Source organism: Dietzia sp. WMMA184 (genome assembly GCF_002441635.1).
GTDB classification, from domain to species: domain Bacteria; phylum Actinomycetota; class Actinomycetes; order Mycobacteriales; family Mycobacteriaceae; genus Dietzia; species Dietzia kunjamensis.
Genome location: NZ_NXEI01000001.1, coordinates 1,728,422 through 1,747,704, shown reverse-complemented (window position 1 = coordinate 1,747,704; position 19,283 = coordinate 1,728,422). Strand labels below are relative to the sequence as shown.

The 19,283-nt window shown below is 71.2% G+C and carries 20 protein-coding genes and 1 pseudogene; 11 read left to right on the top strand and 10 right to left on the bottom strand.

Translation table 11 applies throughout. The features are described 5' to 3' along the window. Window positions 1–169 precede the first annotated feature (169 nt). A complete protein-coding gene (locus CK206_RS08025) occupies window positions 170–2,824 on the top strand; it encodes an ATP-dependent Clp protease ATP-binding subunit (protein WP_096906097.1) in 2,655 nt (884 codons plus the stop codon). Window positions 2,825–2,972: 148 nt separating this feature from the next. On the opposite strand, the gene CK206_RS08020 is transcribed toward CK206_RS08025, so the two are convergent. Both CK206_RS08020 and CK206_RS08015 read right to left on the bottom strand, forming a co-directional pair. After that, window positions 2,973–3,281 carry an antibiotic biosynthesis monooxygenase gene (locus CK206_RS08020; RefSeq protein ID WP_067711618.1) on the bottom strand — a complete coding sequence of 103 codons (309 nt, stop codon included), beginning with the start codon at window positions 3,279–3,281 and terminating at the stop codon, window positions 2,973–2,975. Between the two features lie 23 nt (window positions 3,282–3,304). Continuing rightward, window positions 3,305–4,174, bottom strand: coding sequence for an A/G-specific adenine glycosylase (locus tag CK206_RS08015; RefSeq protein ID WP_096906096.1), 870 nt, complete (start codon window positions 4,172–4,174; stop codon window positions 3,305–3,307). A 38-nt stretch (window positions 4,175–4,212) separates the two neighbouring features. Between CK206_RS08015 and CK206_RS08010 the strand changes: the two genes are divergently transcribed. Together CK206_RS08010 and CK206_RS08005 are read left to right on the top strand one after the other, a co-directional pair. Beyond that, window positions 4,213–4,866 (top strand): carbonic anhydrase, encoded by a 654-nt coding sequence (locus CK206_RS08010; protein ID WP_069390409.1) that lies wholly within the window; start codon window positions 4,213–4,215, stop codon window positions 4,864–4,866. Between the two features lie 99 nt (window positions 4,867–4,965). Beyond that, a complete protein-coding gene (locus CK206_RS08005; RefSeq protein WP_067711627.1) occupies window positions 4,966–5,625 on the top strand; it encodes a hypothetical protein in 660 nt (219 codons plus the stop codon). A 49-nt stretch (window positions 5,626–5,674) separates the two neighbouring features. Here CK206_RS08005 and disA read toward each other — a convergent pair whose 3' ends face one another. Next, window positions 5,675–6,733, bottom strand: a complete 1,059-nt coding sequence (gene disA, locus CK206_RS08000) for a DNA integrity scanning diadenylate cyclase DisA (protein WP_067711629.1) — start codon at window positions 6,731–6,733, stop codon at window positions 5,675–5,677. 52 nt (window positions 6,734–6,785) lie between these two features. Further along, a complete protein-coding gene (locus CK206_RS07995) occupies window positions 6,786–7,358 on the bottom strand; it encodes a hypothetical protein (RefSeq protein ID WP_067711632.1) in 573 nt (190 codons plus the stop codon). 197 nt (window positions 7,359–7,555) lie between these two features. Between CK206_RS07995 and CK206_RS07990 the strand changes: the two genes are divergently transcribed. From CK206_RS07990 to rlmB, 5 genes are read left to right on the top strand one after another with little or no spacing between them, the layout of a single operon-like run. Beyond that, window positions 7,556–8,050 carry a CarD family transcriptional regulator gene (locus CK206_RS07990; protein ID WP_067711635.1) on the top strand — a complete coding sequence of 165 codons (495 nt, stop codon included), beginning with the start codon at window positions 7,556–7,558 and terminating at the stop codon, window positions 8,048–8,050. Window positions 8,051–8,066: 16 nt separating this feature from the next. Beyond that, window positions 8,067–8,858 (top strand): 2-C-methyl-D-erythritol 4-phosphate cytidylyltransferase, encoded by a 792-nt coding sequence (gene ispD / locus CK206_RS07985; protein WP_235027740.1) that lies wholly within the window; start codon window positions 8,067–8,069, stop codon window positions 8,856–8,858. Further along, entirely contained in the window at window positions 8,855–9,337 is a 483-nt protein-coding gene (ispF, locus tag CK206_RS07980) for a 2-C-methyl-D-erythritol 2,4-cyclodiphosphate synthase (protein WP_069390411.1), read from the top strand. The genes ispD and ispF overlap by 4 nt, the downstream gene beginning before the upstream one ends. Before the next feature lie 28 nt (window positions 9,338–9,365). After that, window positions 9,366–10,802, top strand: a complete 1,437-nt coding sequence (cysS, locus tag CK206_RS07975) for a cysteine--tRNA ligase (RefSeq protein ID WP_096906095.1) — start codon at window positions 9,366–9,368, stop codon at window positions 10,800–10,802. A gap of 1 nt (window position 10,803) precedes the next feature. After that, window positions 10,804–11,772 (top strand): 23S rRNA (guanosine(2251)-2'-O)-methyltransferase RlmB, encoded by a 969-nt coding sequence (rlmB, locus tag CK206_RS07970; protein WP_069390413.1) that lies wholly within the window; start codon window positions 10,804–10,806, stop codon window positions 11,770–11,772. A 286-nt stretch (window positions 11,773–12,058) separates the two neighbouring features. On the opposite strand, the gene CK206_RS20735 is transcribed toward rlmB, so the two are convergent. The 6 genes and pseudogenes from CK206_RS20735 to otsB all read right to left on the bottom strand — a co-directional run bounded on the left by CK206_RS20735 (window position 12,059) and on the right by otsB (window position 16,780). After that, window positions 12,059–12,304 carry a hypothetical protein gene (locus CK206_RS20735; protein WP_371606851.1) on the bottom strand — a complete coding sequence of 82 codons (246 nt, stop codon included), beginning with the start codon at window positions 12,302–12,304 and terminating at the stop codon, window positions 12,059–12,061. Window positions 12,305–12,495: 191 nt separating this feature from the next. Next, window positions 12,496–12,960, bottom strand: a pseudogene (locus CK206_RS20730) (phosphotransferase); the annotation flags it as partial. 167 nt (window positions 12,961–13,127) lie between these two features. Continuing rightward, a complete protein-coding gene (locus tag CK206_RS07960; RefSeq protein WP_096906094.1) occupies window positions 13,128–13,976 on the bottom strand; it encodes a metal ABC transporter permease in 849 nt (282 codons plus the stop codon). After that, window positions 13,976–14,878, bottom strand: a complete 903-nt coding sequence (locus CK206_RS07955) for a metal ABC transporter ATP-binding protein (protein WP_096906093.1) — start codon at window positions 14,876–14,878, stop codon at window positions 13,976–13,978. Before CK206_RS07955 ends, CK206_RS07960 begins: the two co-directional genes overlap by 1 nt. Continuing rightward, the gene (locus CK206_RS07950; protein ID WP_096906092.1) at window positions 14,868–15,938 is read right to left on the bottom strand and encodes a metal ABC transporter solute-binding protein, Zn/Mn family; all 1,071 of its coding nucleotides are present in this window, start codon (window positions 15,936–15,938) and stop codon (window positions 14,868–14,870) included. The genes CK206_RS07955 and CK206_RS07950 overlap by 11 nt, the downstream gene beginning before the upstream one ends. An 83-nt stretch (window positions 15,939–16,021) precedes the next feature. Then, entirely contained in the window at window positions 16,022–16,780 is a 759-nt protein-coding gene (otsB, locus tag CK206_RS07945) for a trehalose-phosphatase (protein WP_096906091.1), read from the bottom strand. Window positions 16,781–17,009: 229 nt separating this feature from the next. Here otsB and ehuB point away from each other — a divergent pair, with 229 nt between their 5' ends. The 3 genes from ehuB to ehuD are packed head-to-tail and all read left to right on the top strand — an operon-like array spanning window position 17,010 to window position 19,263. Beyond that, complete coding sequence (gene ehuB, locus CK206_RS07940; protein WP_216824123.1) at window positions 17,010–17,861, top strand: ectoine/hydroxyectoine ABC transporter substrate-binding protein EhuB; 852 nt, start codon at window positions 17,010–17,012, stop codon at window positions 17,859–17,861. Window positions 17,862–17,890: 29 nt separating this feature from the next. Beyond that, window positions 17,891–18,622, top strand: coding sequence for an ectoine/hydroxyectoine ABC transporter permease subunit EhuC (ehuC, locus tag CK206_RS07935; RefSeq protein WP_067711660.1), 732 nt, complete (start codon window positions 17,891–17,893; stop codon window positions 18,620–18,622). Further along, window positions 18,619–19,263, top strand: a complete 645-nt coding sequence (gene ehuD / locus CK206_RS07930; protein WP_069388849.1) for an ectoine/hydroxyectoine ABC transporter permease subunit EhuD — start codon at window positions 18,619–18,621, stop codon at window positions 19,261–19,263. Before ehuC ends, ehuD begins: the two co-directional genes overlap by 4 nt. The last annotated feature ends 20 nt before the right edge of the window (window positions 19,264–19,283 follow it).

The following is a 19,283-nucleotide window of genomic DNA, read 5'->3' as shown; positions in this document are numbered from 1 at the left end:
GGGGATCCGGCCCGTTGCGGGGCGTTCGCTGACGGCGTACACGATCGTGCAATCGATCCCCGACCTGCCACGTTGAACACTGGTGACGGGCCTCGTGCTGCTCCTGCGGTGCAGAGCGTCAGAACCGGCCACTACAGTGGTGAAAAACCGAGGAATGTGAGGTAGCACGATGTTCGAACGGTTTACCGACCGCGCGCGTCGCGTCGTCGTCCTGGCCCAGGAAGAGGCCAGGATGCTCAACCACAATTACATCGGCACCGAGCACATCCTGCTGGGTCTCATCCATGAGGGCGAGGGAGTGGCCGCCAAGGCCCTCGAGTCCCTCGGGATCTCGCTGGAAGCGGTGCGGAGTCAGGTCGAGGAGATCATCGGCCAGGGCCAGCAGGCGCCCAGCGGGCACATCCCGTTCACGCCGCGGGCCAAGAAGGTCCTGGAGCTGAGCCTGCGCGAGGCGCTGCAGCTCGGCCACAACTACATCGGCACAGAGCACATCCTGCTCGGCCTCATCCGTGAGGGCGAGGGCGTCGCCGCCCAGGTGCTGGTCAAGCTCGGCGCGGACCTCACACGGGTGCGCCAGCAGGTCATCCAGCTGCTGTCCGGGTACCAGGGCAAGGAGGCCGAGGCCTCGGGCACGCCCGCCGGCTCCGGTGGCCGCGAGGCCGGGACCCCGTCGTCGTCGACGGTCCTGGACCAGTTCGGTCGCAACCTCACCCAGGCCGCCATGGAGGGCAAGCTCGACCCGGTCGTCGGTCGCGCCAAGGAGGTGGAGCGCATCATGCAGGTGCTCTCCCGGCGCACCAAGAACAACCCGGTGCTCATCGGTGAGCCCGGCGTGGGCAAGACCGCCGTCGTCGAGGGCCTGGCGCAGGCTATCGTCAACAACGAGGTCCCCGAGACCCTCAAGGACAAGCAGCTGTACTCGCTTGACCTGGGCTCGCTCGTGGCCGGGTCCCGTTACCGCGGTGACTTCGAGGAACGCCTGAAGAAGGTCCTCAAGGAGATCAACCAGCGCGGCGACATCATCCTGTTCATCGACGAGATCCACACCCTCGTCGGGGCCGGTGCCGCCGAGGGCGCGATCGACGCGGCGTCGATCCTCAAGCCCAAGCTGGCCCGCGGTGAGCTGCAGACCATCGGTGCCACCACGCTCGAGGAGTACCGCAAGCACATCGAGAAGGACGCGGCGCTCGAGCGTCGTTTCCAGCCGGTGCAGGTGCCCGAGCCGAGCGTCGAGCTGTCCATCGAGATCCTCAAGGGGCTCCGGGACCGCTACGAGGCCCACCACCGGGTCACCATCACCGATTCGGCCCTGGCCGCGGCGGCCCAGCTGGCGGATCGCTACATCAACGACCGGTTCCTGCCGGACAAGGCCATCGACCTCATCGACGAGGCCGGTGCCCGCATGCGCATCAAGCGGATGACCGCTCCGCCGGACCTGCGCGAGTTCGACGAGAAGATCGCCGACGCGCGCCGTGAGAAGGAGTCCGCGATCGACGCGCAGGACTTCGAGAAGGCCGCCGGGCTGCGGGACACGGAGAAGAAGCTCATCGCCGAGCGTGCCGAGCGCGAGAAGCAGTGGCGCGCGGGCGACATGGACGTGGCCGCCGTGGTCGACGAGGAGCAGATCGCCGAGATCCTGGGCAACTGGACCGGTATCCCCGTCTTCAAGCTCACCGAGGAGGAGACCACCCGTCTGCTCCGCATGGAGGACGAACTGCACAAGCGGATCATCGGCCAGGAGGACGCCATCAAGGCGGTCTCGCGGGCGATCCGCCGCACGCGTGCGGGGCTCAAGGATCCCAAGCGTCCCTCGGGCTCGTTCATCTTCGCCGGCCCGTCCGGTGTCGGTAAGACGGAGCTGTCCAAGGCCCTGGCGAACTTCCTGTTCGGCGAGGACGACGCGCTCATCCAGATCGACATGGGTGAGTACCACGACCGCTTCACCGCCTCGCGGCTCTTCGGCGCGCCCCCCGGGTACGTCGGTTACGAGGAGGGTGGCCAGCTCACGGAGAAGGTGCGGCGCAAGCCGTTCTCGGTGGTCCTGTTCGACGAGATCGAGAAGGCCCACTCCGAGATCTACAACACCCTTCTCCAGGTGCTGGAGGACGGCCGTCTCACCGACGGTCAGGGACGCATGGTGGACTTCAAGAACACCGTGCTGATCTTCACCTCGAACCTCGGGACCAGGGACATCTCCAAGGCCGTCGGGATGGGCTTCCAGTCCTCCGACAACACCGAGGACGCCTACGAGCGGATGAAGCAGAAGGTCAACGACGAGCTGAAGAAGCACTTCCGCCCGGAGTTCCTCAACCGTATCGACGAGATCGTCGTGTTCCACCAGCTCACGCAGGAGCAGATCGTCCAGATGGTCGACCTCATGGTCAGCCGTGTGGGCGTGGCGCTCAAGGCCAAGGACATGACCATCGAGGTCACCGATCGGGCCAAGCAGCTGCTGGCCAAGCGGGGCTTCGACCCGGTCCTGGGTGCGCGGCCGCTGCGTCGCACCATCCAGCGCGAGATCGAGGACACGCTCTCGGAGAAGATCCTCTTCGGCGAGGTCGCGGCCGGCGAGCTGGTCACGGTCGACGTCGAGGGCTGGGACGGTGAGTCCGACAAGACCGAGGACGCGAAGTTCACCTTCTCGGGCGCCCCGCGTCCCGACGCCCCCGCGGACCGCGAGGGCGAGGCGATCACGGCGAGTGTCGCTCCCACCGGCGAGGCCGGCCCGGGTGACTCGCTGCCGCCGACCTCCGGTGGCTTCGGTGGCGGCTCCACCGGCGGGCCCTCGGGTTCCGGCGGCGGGGCGGCTCCCGCCACCACCTGATCCGGTGCCGGTCCGCCCCGAGCGGCTGACGCAGAGCCCGAGCGGCTGACGCAGAGAACGACCCCCGCCACGAGGCGGGGGTCGTTCTCGTTCTCCCCGCTCGGGAACGGGGCGGCTGTGTCAGGCGGAGGGTGTCAGGCGGAGGGTGTCAGGCGGAGGGCTTGACGTCCATCACGACGTCGAACTCCAGCAGGTTCGCGCCCTCGGCGACGGGCTTGCCGTGCTCGCCGGCGTGGGCGGCCCGGGCGTCCCCGTCGCGCCACGCGGCAAAGGACTCCTCGTCCTCCCAGGTGGTCACCACGAAGTAGCGGGTCTCGCCGCCGGTGGGGCGCAGCAGCTGGAAACCGAGGAATCCGGGCGAGTTCTCGACGGTGTGCGCCCGCTCGGAGAAGCGGCGCTCGAGCTCGGCGCCGGCCTGCGGCGGGACGTTCAGGGCATTGATCTTCACGACGGCCATGGGCCGAGCCTACCCAGGCGGGCCTACGCGGGAAGTGAGTAGTGCTCGCCGACGCGGACGACGAGCCCGTCGCCGAGCAGCGAGTCCAGTGCCCGGTCGCGCTGGGTCGCGTCGGGCCACACCGCGTCCAGGGCGCTGCGGGCGGCGGTACTGTCGCCGTCGCGCAGGACGTCCAGCAGCAGCCCCCGCACCTGCCGGTCGGTGCCGGCGAACGTCTGCACCTTGCGCCGCGGGCCGTCCCACTCGGGTCGGCCCGCGGCCAGCCACACGCAGGTGGGGGCGAGGGGGCAGTCGTCGCAGCGGGGGGCCCGGGCCGTGCACACCAGCGCACCGAGCTCCATGACGGCCACGGAGAACGCCACGGCTCGCTCGCGGTCGTCCGGCAGCAGCGCCTCGACGGCGGCCAGGTCGCGTCGCGTCGACGGGGGCCCCGCCTCCGCGACGCCGCGCACGGCGCGTGCGACGACCCGGCGGACGTTGGTGTCGACCACGGGGACTCGCCGCCCGTAGGCGAAGCAGGCGACCGCGCGCGCGGTGTAGTCGCCGACGCCCGGCAGCGCGAGCAGCTGGTCGACGTCGTGGGGGACCCGGCCGTCGTGGAGGTCGACGACGGCGAGGGCGCACTCGCGGAGCCGCAACGCGCGGCGTGGATAGCCGAGTTTGCCCCACATGCGGATCACGTCGGCCGGGGCGGCGGCGGCGAGTTCGGCGGGGCCGGGCCAGCGGTCGAGCCAGGCCCGCCAGACGGGCTCGACCCGGGCAACGGGGGTCTGCTGGCTCATGACCTCGCAGAGCAGGATCTCCCATGCGCCGACCCCGTCACCGCGCCACGGCAGCGGGCGGCCGACGCGGTCGAACCAGGAGAGGAGCGCGGGTGTGTCGAGGGAGGTCAACGTCCGTCTTTCGGGGTCGGCGGTGCACAATATGAGCCATGCCTCATACCAACCCGATCAGCGCATGGGCCTCGCTCCGCGACGGCAACCACCGCTTCGTCGATTGCGAGATGCGTCATCCCAGCCAGAATACCCAGCGACGTGAGCAGCTCGTCGCCGCGCAGCACCCCAAGGCGGTCCTGTTCGGGTGCTCGGACTCCCGGGTGGCGGCCGAGATCATCTTCGATCAGGGGCTCGGTGACCTGTTCGTCATCCGCACGGCCGGTCACATCATCGACACCGCCGTGCTGGGGTCGATCGAGTACGCCGTCCACGTGCTGGACACGCCGCTGATCGTGGTCCTCGGGCACGACAGCTGCGGCGCGGTCAAGGCGACCGTGGACGCGCTCGCGACCGGTGAGATCCCGCCGGGCTTCCTGCGCGACGTGGTGGAGAAGGTGTCGCCGTCGATCCTCAACGGGCGTCGCGAGGGGCTCAGCAGTATCGACGACTTCGAGGCGCGCCACGTGCTCGAGACGGGTGAGCTGCTCGAGCAGCGTTCCAAGATCATCAGCGAGCGGATCGACAACGGCGAACTCGCGATCGTCGGCGTGACCTACAAGCTCTCCGACGGCCGCGCCTACCTGCGCAGCGTCCTGGGCGAGGTCGAGGACGTCCCCCACGGCCCCGGTGAGGAGATGGTCGCCATCTGACGCCCTCCGGCGGCCCGGCGGCCCGGCGGCCACCCGGTCTGAGGGACACGCCGCGCCGACGGGCAGGTGGGGCACCCGCGCGGCTCTAGAGTTGGACCCGTGCAGGAACCCCAGGGCCCCCTACCGCGCGAAGTCTATGTGCGTCGCCGCGTCGCCGCGGTCGTCGTCGCCGTCATCGCCGTGGTCGTGGTGGTGCTCGCGCTGTTCCTCGCCTCCCGCGACAGCGGGACCGACACCCAGGAGACCGCCGCGGGCGGGGAGAACGGCACGACCGGGGCCGTCGAGACCTCGGAGACGTCCACCTCCGCGACCACCGAGCGGGACGACGACGGAGGCGCCTCGCGGGGCCGGTGCGCGGACGAGGATCTCCGTCTGGACGTGTGGCCGGCCGAGCCCAACGTGCCCGTGGGCTCCGACGTGCGCTTCTTCGTCAACATCGTCAACGTCTCGGACACCACGTGCGACCGGGACCTGTCGGAGGCGCCGCTGTCGTTCGAGGTCTACCGGCTCGACGACAACTCCAAGGTGTGGTCGAGCATCGACTGCACCACGCCGCGCGAGGAGGACCAGGTCGAGCTGCGCCCCGATGAGCCGGAGCCGCGTCAGATCGACTGGACCGGCCGACGGTCCGCCGAGGGCGCGTGTTCCGAGTCGGACCGGACGCCAGTCGAGGTCGGTGCCTACCAGGTGTACGCACTGGTCGGGAACGTCTTCAGCCCGGCCTCCACCTTCAACGTGGTCGAGGCCCCCGAATCCTGACCGGGTCCTGACCGGGCCCGCGCCGAGCGATGGGGCGCCGCGGTGGTCGTCAGCCGGTGCCCAGGCCGGTGAGGCGCTGCCGGACGTGGCGGGCCCACAGCGCGCCGACGCCCTCGACGTCGGCGAAGTCCGACTGCTCGGCCGCCAGCAGTGCGGGCACCGATCCGAAACGTTCGACCAGCGCCGTGATCTGCACCGGCCGCAGGCGAGGGATGTGCGCGAGCATGCGGTGTCCGCGGGCGGTGACGTGCTCGTCCAGGTCCTCGGGCTCGGCCGGTAGCCCCAGGCAGCGGGCGACGGGCGCGGGCAGGAGCAGGTCGGCGTCGGTCAACGCGGCCAGTCGCTCGAGCCCGGCGGTGACCTGCTCCGGTGTCGGTATCGGGCGTGCATCGCCGTCGACGGCCTCCACGCGGAGGTGGTCCGCGACCAGGCCCCACAGTTCATCGGGGGTGTCGGAGAGCAGTTCCTCGAGCTGCAGGGTTGTCTGGCGCCCGTATTCACCCATCTCCACCGTGAGCTCGGCGAGTTCGGCGCCCAGGCGTTCGAGCCTGAGCAGGCGCTGGGCCATGGTCACGACGTCGCGCACCGAGGCGTAGTCACCCATCTCCGCCCGGTCGAGCCGGGCGCGGGCACGGGCGGTGCGGGCGCCGTGCCGCTCCATCGTGGCGACCGTCTGGTCGGCCCGGGCCAGCAGGACCACCGGGTCGGCCAGCACCCGGGCCAGTCCGCCGGCGTAGACGGTCACCGTGGTCATCGACGCCGACACGGCCACCGTGGGGACGCCGGTGTGCAGCGCCGTGCGCTCGGCGGCGCGATGACGGGTGCCCGTCTCGACGGCCGGCAGCGACGGGTCGGGGACCAGGTGGACGTTGGCGCGGGTGATCCGGGAGCCATCGGTGGACAGCACCACGGCGCCGTCCATTTTGCTCAGTTCCCGCAGTCGGGCGGGTGCGAACTCGACGTCGAGGTCGACACCGCCGTCGCAGATGGCCCGGACGGCGGGATCGTCACCGAGCACCACGAGCCCCCCGGTGCCGCTACGGCGGATCCGGTCGAGTGCGTCACGCAGCGGGGTGCCCGGGGCGAGTCGCCGCAGGACGGCCCGCATGTCGGGGTCGACCGGTGAACCGTCGGCCGAGCGGGCGGAGAGGGCGGACGTGTCAGTGCTCCTCGGACTCGCCGGCGTACTCCGTCGGACGGGTGTACTCGCCGGCCTCGACGAGCTCGCCCACGACGGCGGCCTCGGTCTCGATCCGGTCGCCGTTGGAGAAGCTCACGGTGGCGGGCACGGAGACCCCGACGTCGAGGTCGTCGGCCGAGGGGAGGGTCGCGGTGGTCTGCTCGACACAGACGCCCTCCGGTGCGGGGGCGGGCTCTGCGCCTTCGGTCGCGTCGACGACGATCGTGCAGCCACGCTGCAGCGGCCGGGTCTCGCCGAGCTGGACCGGGGTGCCGTCGATCTCGACCTGATCGAGGGAGACGGCCTCGCCGAGGCCGTAGCCGGTGAACGAGGCGACGAATCCGACGCGGGCCTCGCCACCGTTCTCGGGGACGACCACCTGCAGGTCGTTGACGTGCAGGTCGCCCGCGGAACCCCGTCCACCGTCGACCGCGGCGACCTGGTTGGCGGTCTGGGAGACCTGGCCGGCGCTGCAGGCCGACGCCCCGAGGGCGGCGCCCACGGCCAGGACTACGAGCGCGGTGCGGCGCAGGCCGGTGTTCGGTGAAGTCACGTCAGGCTCCTCGGGGATGGTCGTCTCTCAGGCCGGTCTCATCGTAGTCCACGGCCCGTCCAGACCGGCGTCAGAGTGGCCCCCTCGCACCCGTGGGATTCCCTCGTCAGCCTGTACACGTTGCTGACCTGCGCAAACGGAAAACGCCTGCACTGAGGGCGTGCTAAGATAGGGCGGTCGAAAGGGGAAAGCCACTCATGGAGTTCAAGGTCGGCGACACCGTCGTCTACCCGCATCACGGCGCCGCCACCATCCAGGCGATCGAGATGCGGACGGTCAAGGGCACCGAGAAGGAATACCTCGTCCTCAAGGTTTCACAGGGCGACCTCACGGTGAAGGTACCGGCCGAGAACGCCGAGTACGTGGGCGTTCGCGACGTGGTGGACCAGGCGGGCCTGGACAAGGTCTTCGAGGTCCTGCGCACCGAGCACGCGGAGGAGCCCACCAACTGGTCGCGTCGGTACAAGGCCAACGGCGAGAAACTCGCCTCCGGTGACGTCAACAAGGTCGCCGAGGTCGTGCGCGACCTCTGGCGCCGCGATCTCGATCGTGGCCTGTCCGCGGGCGAGAAGCGCATGCTCGCCAAGGCGCGCCAGGTGCTCGTCGGCGAGCTCGCGCTCGCCGAGCGCTCGGACGAGGAACGCGCTGACGCCCTCCTCGGCGAGGTCCTGGGCTCCGCCGCACCGGCGTGACGCGACCGTCGGAGTGATCGGACACGGTCCGGACGGCCACCCCGCCCCCACGGGCAGGGTGGCCGCCGTCGTTCCCGCGGCCGGTTCCGGGCTCCGGCTCGGCGCGGGACTGCCCAAGGCCTTCGTCGAACTCCACGGCCGGACGATGCTGGAGCGGGCCGTCGCCGGCCTGCTGGACTCGGGGGCCGTCGACGATGTGGTGGTGGTGGTCCCGTCGGACCGCGTCCGGGAAGCCGAGTCGATGCTCGCCCGACTCCGGAACGATGACCACCTCGTCGTCGTCGCCACCGGCGGCGCGGAGCGCACCGACTCCGTGCGCAACGGGCTCGCGGCGCTGACCGCCACCCACGGTGATGCCGGCGCGGCGGTGTACGACGTCCTGCTGGTGCACGACGCGGCGCGGTGCCTCACCCCCGCCGCACCGACGCGGCGCGTCGTCGAGGCCGTGCGCTCCGGCGAGGTCGCCGTGGTGCCGGTGCTCCCGGTCGTCGACACCGTCAAACAGGTCGACGTCGACGGCTACGTCGTGGGCACCCCCGACCGTTCCGGGCTGCGCGCCGTCCAGACACCCCAGGGATTCGCTCCCGACGTCCTGCTCGCCGCCTATGACGCGGCCGGGGACATCGCCACCGACGACGCCGGCCTGGTCGAACGGATCGGGCAACGGGTCGCGACCGTCGAGGGAGACGCGCTCGCGTTCAAGATCACCACCGCCACCGACCATGCCCGCGCGCTGACGGAACTCGCCGGATCCCGTCCCGGCTCGGCGCCCCCCGTCCCCGCGGGCCGAATCCAGGAGGACCCGTGACCGGACCCGTCATCCCCCGCGTGGGGATCGGCACCGACGCCCACCGCGTGGAGCCCGGAAAGCGCTGCATGATGGCGTGTCTGCACTTCCCCGAGGACAACGGGTGCGAGGGGCACTCCGACGGGGACGTGGTCGCCCACTCCCTGGTCGACGCCCTGCTCTCGGCGGCGGGCCTCGGCGACCTCGGCGCGCTGGTGGGCACCGGACGACCCGAGTACGACGACGTCTCGGGCGAGCGCCTGCTGCGGGAAGCGGTGGCCGAGCTGGACGAGCACGGGTGGGTGATCGGCAACGCCGCCGTGCAGATGGTGGGCAACCGGCCCAAGATGGGGCCGCGCCGTACCGAGGCCGAGCAGCGATTGTCCGAGATCATCGGCGCCCCGGTCTCCGTCTCCGCCACCACCACCGACGGCATGGGCTTCACCGGCCGCGGTGAGGGGGTCTCCGCCGTGGCCACGGCACTGGTGTACCGGGCCTGACGGCCCGACACCGGTAGACTCGGCACCCGTGACGCTCCATCTGTACGACACCGCCGCCCGCTCCCTGAGGGAGTTCACCCCCGTCCGGGAAGGGCACGCGTCCGTCTACCTCTGTGGAGCCACCCCCCAGTCGGTCCCGCACATCGGCCACGTCCGCTCCGGCGTCGCGTTCGACATCCTGCGCCGCTGGCTCCTCGGATGCGGCTACGACGTGGCGTTCGTGCGCAACGTCACCGACATCGACGACAAGATCCTCACCAAGGCCGCCGAGAACGGGCGCCCGTGGTGGGAATGGGCGGCCACCCACGAGCGCGAGTTCACCCGCGCCTACGACGCGCTCGGCGTGCTGCCGCCGTCCACCGAGCCACGCGCGACCGGGCACGTGACCCAGATGATCGACTACATGGAGAGGCTCATCGAGCGGGGTTTCGCGTATCCGGCCGAGGGCAGCGTCTACTTCGACGTCGCCGCCTGGTCGGCCGCGCCCGAGGGCGACTACGGGCACCTGTCCGGACACCGACTCGACGAGGTCGACCAGGGCGAGTCCGCCGACCTGCGCGGTAAGCGCGACACGCGGGACTTCGCCCTGTGGAAGGCCGCCAAGCCCGGCGAGCCCGCCTGGCCCACCCCGTGGGGCGACGGCAGGCCCGGGTGGCACCTCGAGTGCTCGGCCATGGCCACCTGGTACCTCGGTCACACCTTCGACATCCACGGCGGTGGGCTGGACCTGCAGTTCCCGCACCACGAGAACGAGGCGGCCCAGTCCCACGCCGCCGGCGACGGGTTCGCCCGCTTCTGGCTGCACAACGGCTGGGTGACGATGGCCGGCGAGAAGATGAGCAAGTCACTGGGCAACGTGCTCAGCGTGCCCAACATCCTCACCGCCGTCCGCCCCGTGGAACTGCGCTATTACCTCGGAAGTGCGCATTACCGGTCGATGCTGGAATACTCTCCCGAGGCACTGCAGGAGGCGGCCGCGGCCTATCGCCGGATCGAGGCGCTCGTGCACCGGGTGAACGAGGCCATCGGGTCGGGAACGGCACCGGGGGGCGACGTCCCGGTCGGCGAGTGGACCGACGCGTTCGCCGCCGCGATGGACGACGATCTCGGGGTCCCCGCCGCGCTGGCGGAGATCCACGGCCGGGTCCGCGCCGGCAACACCGCGTTGTCGTCGGGGGATCTCGACGCGGCGCTCGCGGCGGCATCGTCCGTGCGGGCGATGACCGCGGTGCTGGGCGTCGACCCGTTGGACCCGCAGTGGACCTCCGCCGGGGGTGGGGAGGACGCGGCGTTGACAGCACTCGATCTCCTCGTGCGCGCAGAACTCGAGGCCCGCGCCGACGCGCGGGCGAACAAGGACTTCGCCACCGCCGACGCCATCCGTGACCGACTGGTCGCGGCGGGTATCGAGGTGGCCGACACCGCGGACGGCCAGAAGTGGTCGCTCGCCAACCGGAAGGACTGACATGGCGGGCAATTCGAGCCGGCGCGGAGCGATCCGCAAATCCGGCACCAAGAAGGGACAGGTCGTCGGCTCCGGCGGCCAGCGCCGTCGCGGGCTCGAGGCGCGCGGCGCCACCCCCAAGGCCGAGGACCGGACCTACCACCCGGCGCACCGCAAGGCCAAGGCCGCGTCGCGCAAGTCGGACGGTGCCCAGCAGCGCCGCCAGTACGCCCAGAAGAAGGCCGACGGGCCCGAACTCGTGGTGGGCCGCAACCCGGTCGTGGAGTGCCTGCGCGCCGGAGTCCCGGCGACGGCGTTGTTCGTGGCGGTGGGGGCCGACAACGACGAGCGGCTCACCGAGGCCGTGCGGTTCGCCGCCGACAAGGGGATCTCGATCCTCGAGGTGCCCCGCCACGATCTCGACCGGATGACCTCCAACGGCATGCACCAGGGGATCGGTCTCCAGGTGCCTCCCTACGAGTACGCCGACCCGGACGACCTCATTCAGAGCGCCATGCACTCCTCGAAGCCGGCCCTGCTGGTGGCGCTCGACAACATCACCGACACGCGCAACCTCGGCGCCGTCATCCGGTCGGTCGCGGCCTTCGGTGGGCACGGCGTGCTGATCCCCGAGCGGCGCAGCGCGTCCATCACCGCGGTGGCGTGGCGCACCTCGGCCGGCGCCGCGGCCCGTCTGCCCGTGGCCAAGGCGACCAACCTCAACCGGACCCTGCTCGACTGGGCCAAGCAGGGCGCGCAGCTCGTCGGCCTGGACGCCGGGGGCGACGTCTCGCTGGACGACTACGACGGCACCGGCCCCACGGTCATCGTCGTGGGCTCCGAGGGCAAGGGCCTGTCCCGCCTCGTCCGCGAGAACTGCGACTCGATCCTGTCCATCCCGATCGCGTCCGAGGTCGAGAGCCTCAACGCCTCGGTGGCGGCGGGCGTCGTGCTCTCGGAGTTCGCTCGGCAGCGGCGCGTCAAGCGCTGACCCGCCGAGGCGGGAGCCCGGCCCGCCCGGCCCGCGGCATCCGCTGGTCCGCCCGGCCCGCCAGCGCGCTGGTCCGCGGCATCCGCTACCGCGCCTGGCGTCTCGCACACGCGCCTGAACGTTCGCTCGCCGGCATGGCGTCTGGCCTGCCCCGATGCGCGCGCGAGACGCCATGCCGACGAGCGGCTGTGGGCTGGCCGAGCAGGCGCGTGAGCGAGACGCCAGGCGCGGGAGCGGCTGTAGATGCGGGCGCAGGTCGGGCGCAGGGACCGTCCCGCGGAGGGTGTCAGGCCCGCGGCCGGCGCGGGGAGCGGCACCGGTCGAACGCCGACCGGGCGTGCTCCCAGGACTCCACCCCGTAGTACAGGTGGCCGGCGATCATGTAGAGCGCGGCGAACCGCTGGTAGGTCCACGCCCGGTCGAGGAAGGTCTCGTCGGCCCGCCCGGTGTAGTGGGCCAGCACGTCCTCGACGAAGCGCGGGCCGTATTCGTACAGCTCGGCGAAGTCGACGGCCGGGTCGCCCAGGCACATGTCGGTGAAGTCGATGAGGCCGAGCCTGCCGGGTCCGCCGAGCCTGCCGGGTCCGCCGAGCCTGCCGGGCCCACTGACCCCACCGGCCCTCCGAGCCCGCCGGCCGCTTGCCCGGCCGCCTGACCGCGGTCCCAGTACAGGTGTCGGACGTAGACGTCGTTGTGCAGCAGCACCCGCGGTAGGAGGGTGGACTGCAGCGCCCCGACCTCGTCGCAGATCTCCCTGGCCGTGGCCATCTCGGCGTCGGTGAACACCGCCGGCAGGTTGTTGTGCACGATCCCGCGGACGAAGTCCAGGTTCTCCGGCTGGTAGGAGTGGGGCACCCGGTCGATCGGGGGCGCCGAGGTGTCCTGGATGTGCAGCGCGGCCAGCAGCGCGCCGAGTTGGGCGGCGAGTGTCGTTCTCTCGGTGGCGGGCAGGCTGTCGAACAGCTCCGGGGTGAGGCGCTGCCCGCGCACCAGCGGGTACCCGGCGAAGCGGCCGTGCGCGGGTACGTGAGAGTAGTGGGGGAGGGCGGCGTCGACGCGTCCCGCCAGGTGATCGAGGACCGCGATCTCGGTCGGCAGCTGCGCGAGGGCCTGGTCGTCGGCGGGGAACCGGAACACCAGTTCGCGGTGGCCGTGCGCATCCGCCCCGGAGCACCCGCGGCAGATCATCACGACGTGGTCCCAGCCCTCGTCGATCCGCTCGGCGGAGTCCCAGTTCAGGGTTGGATAGGTGGCCCGGATGGCCTCGAGTTCGGCGGCATCGTCGTGCCCTCCGGCAGCACCGTCCGGCCCAGCACCGTCCGCCCCGGCACCCCCGGCACCCCCGGCACCCCCGGTCATCGCCGCACCGCCGCGACACCGCGGCACGAGAGGTAGATGACGAACGAGATCGTGGTGACGAACACCGAGACCGGCACGCCCGGCGCGAGGGAGAGCAGCATCCCCCCGACGGCCGCGATCTCGGCGAACAGGATCGTCAGCCCGATCGCCCGCAGCGGGCTGGAGGTGACGGCGGCTGCGGCGGCGGCGGGCGTGATGAGCAGGGACAGGACCAACAGTGCGCCGACGACCTGCACGGCCTGCGCGGCGGCCAGCCCCACGAGCACGGCGAAGACCATGTTGATGGCCCGCACCGGGACGCCCCGCGCCTCGGCGACCTCGGGGTCGGCCGACGAGAACACCAGTGGCCGGTACAGCACGATCAGCGCGCCCACGATGATGGCCGCGACCACCGCCATCTGCACCAGCCCGTGCTCGGACACTCCCACGATCTGCCCGGTGAGCAGGGAGAAGCTCGTCCCCGAGCGGCCGGGGTAGAGATGGATGAACAACACGGCCAGGCCGAGTCCGAACGCCATGACCACGCCGATCGAACTGTCGCGCTGGGACGCCCGGGAGCCCATCAGACCGAACATCAGTGCAGCGATCACCGACCCCAGGACGGCGCCCAGCCCCAGGTTGAGCCCGAACAGCAGCGCGGCGGCTGCGCCGGTGAGGGCGAGCTCGCTGGCGCCGTGCACGGAGAACGACATCTGCCGCATCACGATGAACGGCCCGATCGCACCGGAGAGCAGGCCGAGCAGTGCGATCGCGGCAAGGCCGTAGAGCACGAAGTCCTGCTCCAGCAGGTACGCGGTGGTCTCGGTGTCGGCGATGGACCCGAGGATCTCGAGCAGTCGGTCCATCAGTGCGCTCCATGTCCGTGGTCGTGGCCGCCTGCGGCGTCGTCATCGTGGTGGTGGTGCCCGCTCGACCAGGGTTCTGCGACGAGGTGCTGGGTGTCGCCCACCACGATGATCTGTCCGCGCACGCGCAGGACCTCGACGGGGGAGGAGTACAGCTCGGACATGACCTCGGTGGTGAAGACCTCGTCCGGGGTGCCGATGCGGTGCCGGCCGTCGACCAGGTAGACGATCCGGTCGACCATCGGCAGCACCGGGTTGATCTCGTGGGTGACGAACACGACCGCGGTGTCGTGCTCGCGGCGTCGGTGGTCGAGTACGGAGGCGACGGTGCGTTGACCGGTGAGGTCGAGGCTGAGCAGCGGTTCGTCACAGAGCATGACGCACGGGTCGCACGCGATGGCCTGGGCGACCCGCACGCGTTGTTGCTCGCCGCCGGACATCCGGCCGAGTGGCTTGTCGGCGAGCTTTCCGGCCGCGAGCCTGGTGAGGGCGTCGTCGACGATGCGCCGCTTTCCGGCGCGCCGTGACGGCCAACCGGGGCCCCAGCGGGTGCCGTCGATCCCGAGGGACACGAGGTCGCGTCCGCGCAGGGTGATGCCGGGGTCGAAGGCGCGCTGTTGCGGTACGTAGCCGAGGTGGGTGCCGCGGTCGCCGGGGGCGCGACCGTCGACGAGGACGGTGCCGGAGTCGGGCCGGTGTTCGCCGAGCAGCACCTTGAGCAGGGTGGTCTTGCCGGCGCCGTTGGGTCCGAGGACGGCCACGAACTCGCCGGGGGCGATCTCCAGGTCGAGGTCGCGGATGAGGGTGCGGCCGCCGCGGGAGACCGTCACGCCCTGCAGCGCGACGACCGGTCCGGGGCCGGGGGCGCCGCGGGCGTGGCCCGACCCGGGTTCAGTGGCCACCGTCGCCCACCGGGGTCGCGTCGGCCAGTGCGCCGGAGAGGTCGTCGACGATCCCCGTCATCCAGCCGATGTAGTCGGCGCCCTCGGGGAGGGTCTCGGTGAGGTCGACGACGACGAGGTCGGCGTCCTCGGCCGCGTCGCGGACGCGGGCGGTCACGGAGGTCTCGGTCTGGGTGTTGAAGGCCAGGAACGCGACCCGTCGCTCGGCCAGCAGGTCGAGCATGGCGGCGAGGTCGGCGGCGGACGGGTCGGTGTCGTCCTCGACGGAGGCGAGGAACCCGCGCGGCGTCAGGTCGGTCAGGTGCGCGGCCTCGAACAGGTGCGCGCCGACCCGCTCGGTCTGGGCGTAGGGGAAGTGGCCGCGGTCGTGGATCTCGTCGAGCCGCGCCTCGAGCGGGGTCAGGGCGTCGGCGAAGGCGCGGGCGTTGTCGCGGTACTGCTCGGCGTTGCCGGAGTCGATCGCGGCGAGTTCCTCGGCCACCCGCTCGGCCACGGCGGCGGCGGTGGGCAGGCTGAACCACACGTGCTCGTTGGCACCGTCCTCGTGTGCGTGCCCGCTGTGGTCGCCGGCGGGCCCCTCGTCGGCGTGAGCGTCCTCGTCGTGGCCGTCCTCGCCGTGGCCCTCGTCACCGTGATCGTCCTCGGCCACGGAGGCACCGGTGACCCGCTCGAACTCGTCGACCCCCCGCACGACGGGGACGTCCCCGGCGTTGTCCAGGGCCATGTCCACGAACGCGTCGTAACCGGCACCGTTGTAGACGACCAGGTCGGCGCCCGCGACCGCGGCGGCATCCGCAGGGCTGGCCTCGTAGGAGTGCGGGTCGGCGGCCGGGTCGGAGATCACCGACTCCACCGAGGCGTTGCCGCCGGCGACCTGCTCGGCGATGTCCGCGTAGACGGTCGTCGAGGCGACGACGGTCGGCCCGTCGTCGCCCGTGCCGGCGTCGCCGTCGGTGCCGCAGGCGGTGAGCACGCCCCCGCCCAGGAGGGCGGCCGCGGCGAGGGCCAGCGCGCGGGGCGTGCGGGCGGGGGAGGTGCGGGCGGGTGAGGAGGACGACATCGCGTGGACCACTCTCGTAGTAATGGGAACCGTTGTCGTTAAGTGTAGATCCGCGACGCGGCGAGCGTGCACATCCGGGGGTGTCAGCCCCGCAGATCGGCGAGAGTGTCGAGCAGCTCCACGACGGCGGGGATGTCCGCGACGCGGTGCGCGGCCGCCGTCTCGCCCTCGCCGACCTTGACGCCGACGTCCTGCGGTCGCAGGCGCGCGAAGCCGCGCTCATCGGTGACGTCGTCGCCGATGAACAGCGCCACCTCCGCTCCGGTCTGCTCGACCATCGTCTCGATGGCCGCGCCCTTGCTCGCCTCCCGCACGGCGATCTCCACGACGTTCTTGCCCTCGGTGACGAACACCCCGTCGAGTGCGGCCGGCCCGGCCATCGCCTCGGCCTGCGCACGTTCCCGCTCCGCGGGATCGGCCACCGGGCGGACGTGCAGGACGGCGGCCGTCGGCTTGGTCTCGACGTGCGCCCCGGGGGTGCGGGAGACGATCTCCTCGAGGGCGGACCGCACCCGGGACAGCAGCGCCACCTCGTCGTCGTCGAGGGGGGAGTCGAAACCACCCTCCCACTCCGACCCGTGGCTGCCCACCAGGACCACCGGGGCGTCGGCGCCGCTCACCTCCGCCAGTGCCGCGCGGTTACGGCCGGACAGCAGGGCGACGGTGGTCCGGGGCAGCCCCGCCAGTCTCGCCAGGGCGTCCGCGGCACCGGGGGCGGGCACGGCCTTCGTGGGGTCGTCGACGAACGGGGCGAGCGTGCCGTCGTAGTCGCACGCCACCACGAGGGTGGGGGCGTCGGCGGCGCGGCGCAGCGCCTCGTCCAGGGTCTCGGCGGTGGTCATGGACGTCAGGATAAGCGCGCCGCCCGGACCCGGGCACCGCGAAAGCGCCCGGCGCGTCATATGACGCGTGTTACGTTAAGGAGACTCAAAGGCTGAAGTCGGGCGTCGGAAGGACGTACCGGTGAGCGCAGAGGATCGGGCACCGGGTGCGCCCAGTGTCCGACCGCGACCGGAAGGTGAGAAGACCATGGCACCATCAGTGTTGAGGACATCCGTACGCCGTCGTCCGATGAGCGTGATCGCCGCCGCCGCGGTGGTCGGCCTGGGGCTCACGGGCTGTACATCAACCAATTCCGACGACGACTCGAGCCTGCTGGAGACTCTGCAGGACCGCGGCAGCGTGACGGTCGGCTTCGCCGGTGAGGCGCCCTACTCCTTCGAGGAGAACGGCGAGCTGACCGGCGCCACGGTGGCCCTCCACCGCGAGATCTTCGGGAATCTGGGCATCGACACCGTCGAGGGCGTGAACGCGGACTTCGGTGCCCTCATCCCCGGTCTCCAGGCCAACCGCTTCGACGTGGTCAGCGCGGGCATGTCGATCCTCCCGGAGCGCTGCGAGCAGGCCGCGTTCAGCGAGCCCGAGTTCAACTACACCACCGCCCTCATGGTCGAGGAGGGCAACCCGATGAACCTCACGGACATGCAGTCCGTCGCCGAGAGCGGTGCGCGGCTCGCGACGATGACGGGGGCGATCGAGTCCGACTACGCCTCCGAGCTGGGTATCGAGAGCATGCAGGTCGCGACCCCCCAGGACGGGATGGACGCGGTCACCTCCGGGCGCGCCGACGTCTTCGCCCTGACCGGCATCTCGCTGAACTGGATGAAGAACAACAACCCCGACGCCCCCGTCGAGGTGACCGAGTCGTTCGTCGCGGAGATCAACGGTGAGCCGCAGGTCGGCGCGGGCGGTACCGTGTTCCGCACCGACGACCAGGAGCTCCTCGACGCCTACAACGAGGAACTGGCCAAGATCACCTCCGATCCGGAGAAGTACCTCTCCATCGTGGGTGAGTTCGGGTTCACCGAGGGGGAGCTCCCCGACCCCTCGCTGACGACCGCCGACCTCTGCGCCGGCGAGTGACGGTGCACGGAGTCCGGTGACGAACGACCGTGGAAAGTAACATCGAGGCCTTCCTGGAGGCGTGGCCCCGCTTCCAGGAAGGCATCGTCACCACCATCTATCTGACACTGGGCGGTGCGGCGCTGGGCTTCGCCATGGCGCTGGTCCTCGGCGTGGCGGCCGGGTCCCGCCTCATGGTGATCCGCGGGGTGTCGAGGACGATCGTCGAGTTCTTCCGGGGCACCTCGTTGCTGGTGCAGCTGTTCTGGCTGTTCTTCGTGCTGCCGCTGCTCGGTTACGAACTCGATCCGCTCTTCTGCGGAATCCTGGCGCTGGGACTCAACTACGGCGCGTACGCCGCCGAGGTGGTCCGTGGCTCGCTGGCCGCCGTCCCGACCCCGCAGAAGGAGGCCGCGGTCGCCCTGAACTTCTCGCCCTGGCATCGCATGTCCAAGGTCGTCTTCCCGCAGGCGTGGGTGCAGATGATCCCGCCGCTGAACAACCTCCTGGTCCAGCTCCTCAAGGGGAGCGCGCTGGCCAGCTTCATCCTGCTGCAGGACCTGACCTTCCACATCGGGGAGCTGCGCCGCGTGACCGGCGACACGGTGTTCGCCTTCGGCGTCGGGCTGATCCTCTACTTCGTCATCGCGTACGTCCTCACCCTGTTCATGAATCTCCTCGAGGTCCGGGCGAAGTCCCGCCTGGGGGCGGGGCCGTCGCTCCGTGAGGTGCTCAGCCTGCGACCCGAACGGGTCAACGAGGCAGTGGGGGTGGGCCGATGAGCGTCGACTGGAGCTGGGAACGCGCCATCGAGAGCATCCCGATCCTGCTGGAGGGGTTCCGGATCACCCTGCTGGCCACCGTCGTCGGCTTCCTCATCGCCGCGGTGCTGGGACTGGTCGTCGCGATGGTGCGTCGCGCCGCGCCCGCCGTGATCACCGTGCCCCTGCGCCTGGTCACCGAGTTCATCCGCCTGACCCCTCTCGTCGTCCAACTGTTGTTCGCGTACTTCCTGCTGCCGCAGTTCACCGCGCTGCAGATCGGCATCGCCGTGATCGGCGTGCACTACGCGACCTACATGGCGGAGGTGTACCGCGCGGGCATCGACGCGGTCCCGACCGGGCAGTGGGAGGCCGCCCGGGCGCTGTCACTCCCCGCGGGGCGCACGTGGCGCGCCGTCGTCCTGCCCCAGGCGATCCGCAACACGGTCCCGGCGCTCGGCAACTACGCGATCTCCCTGTTCAAGGACACCCCGTTCCTGTTCGCGATCACGGTGGTGGAGATGGTGACCGCCGCGCAGCAGTACGGCGCCCGCAACTTCCAGTACCTCGAGCCCATCACCCTCGCCGGGGTGATCTTCCTGCTCGCGAGCTACCCGACCTCGATCCTCATCCGGAGACTGGAGAAGTCCCTTGTCTACTGACCCCAGCACGCCGACGCGGC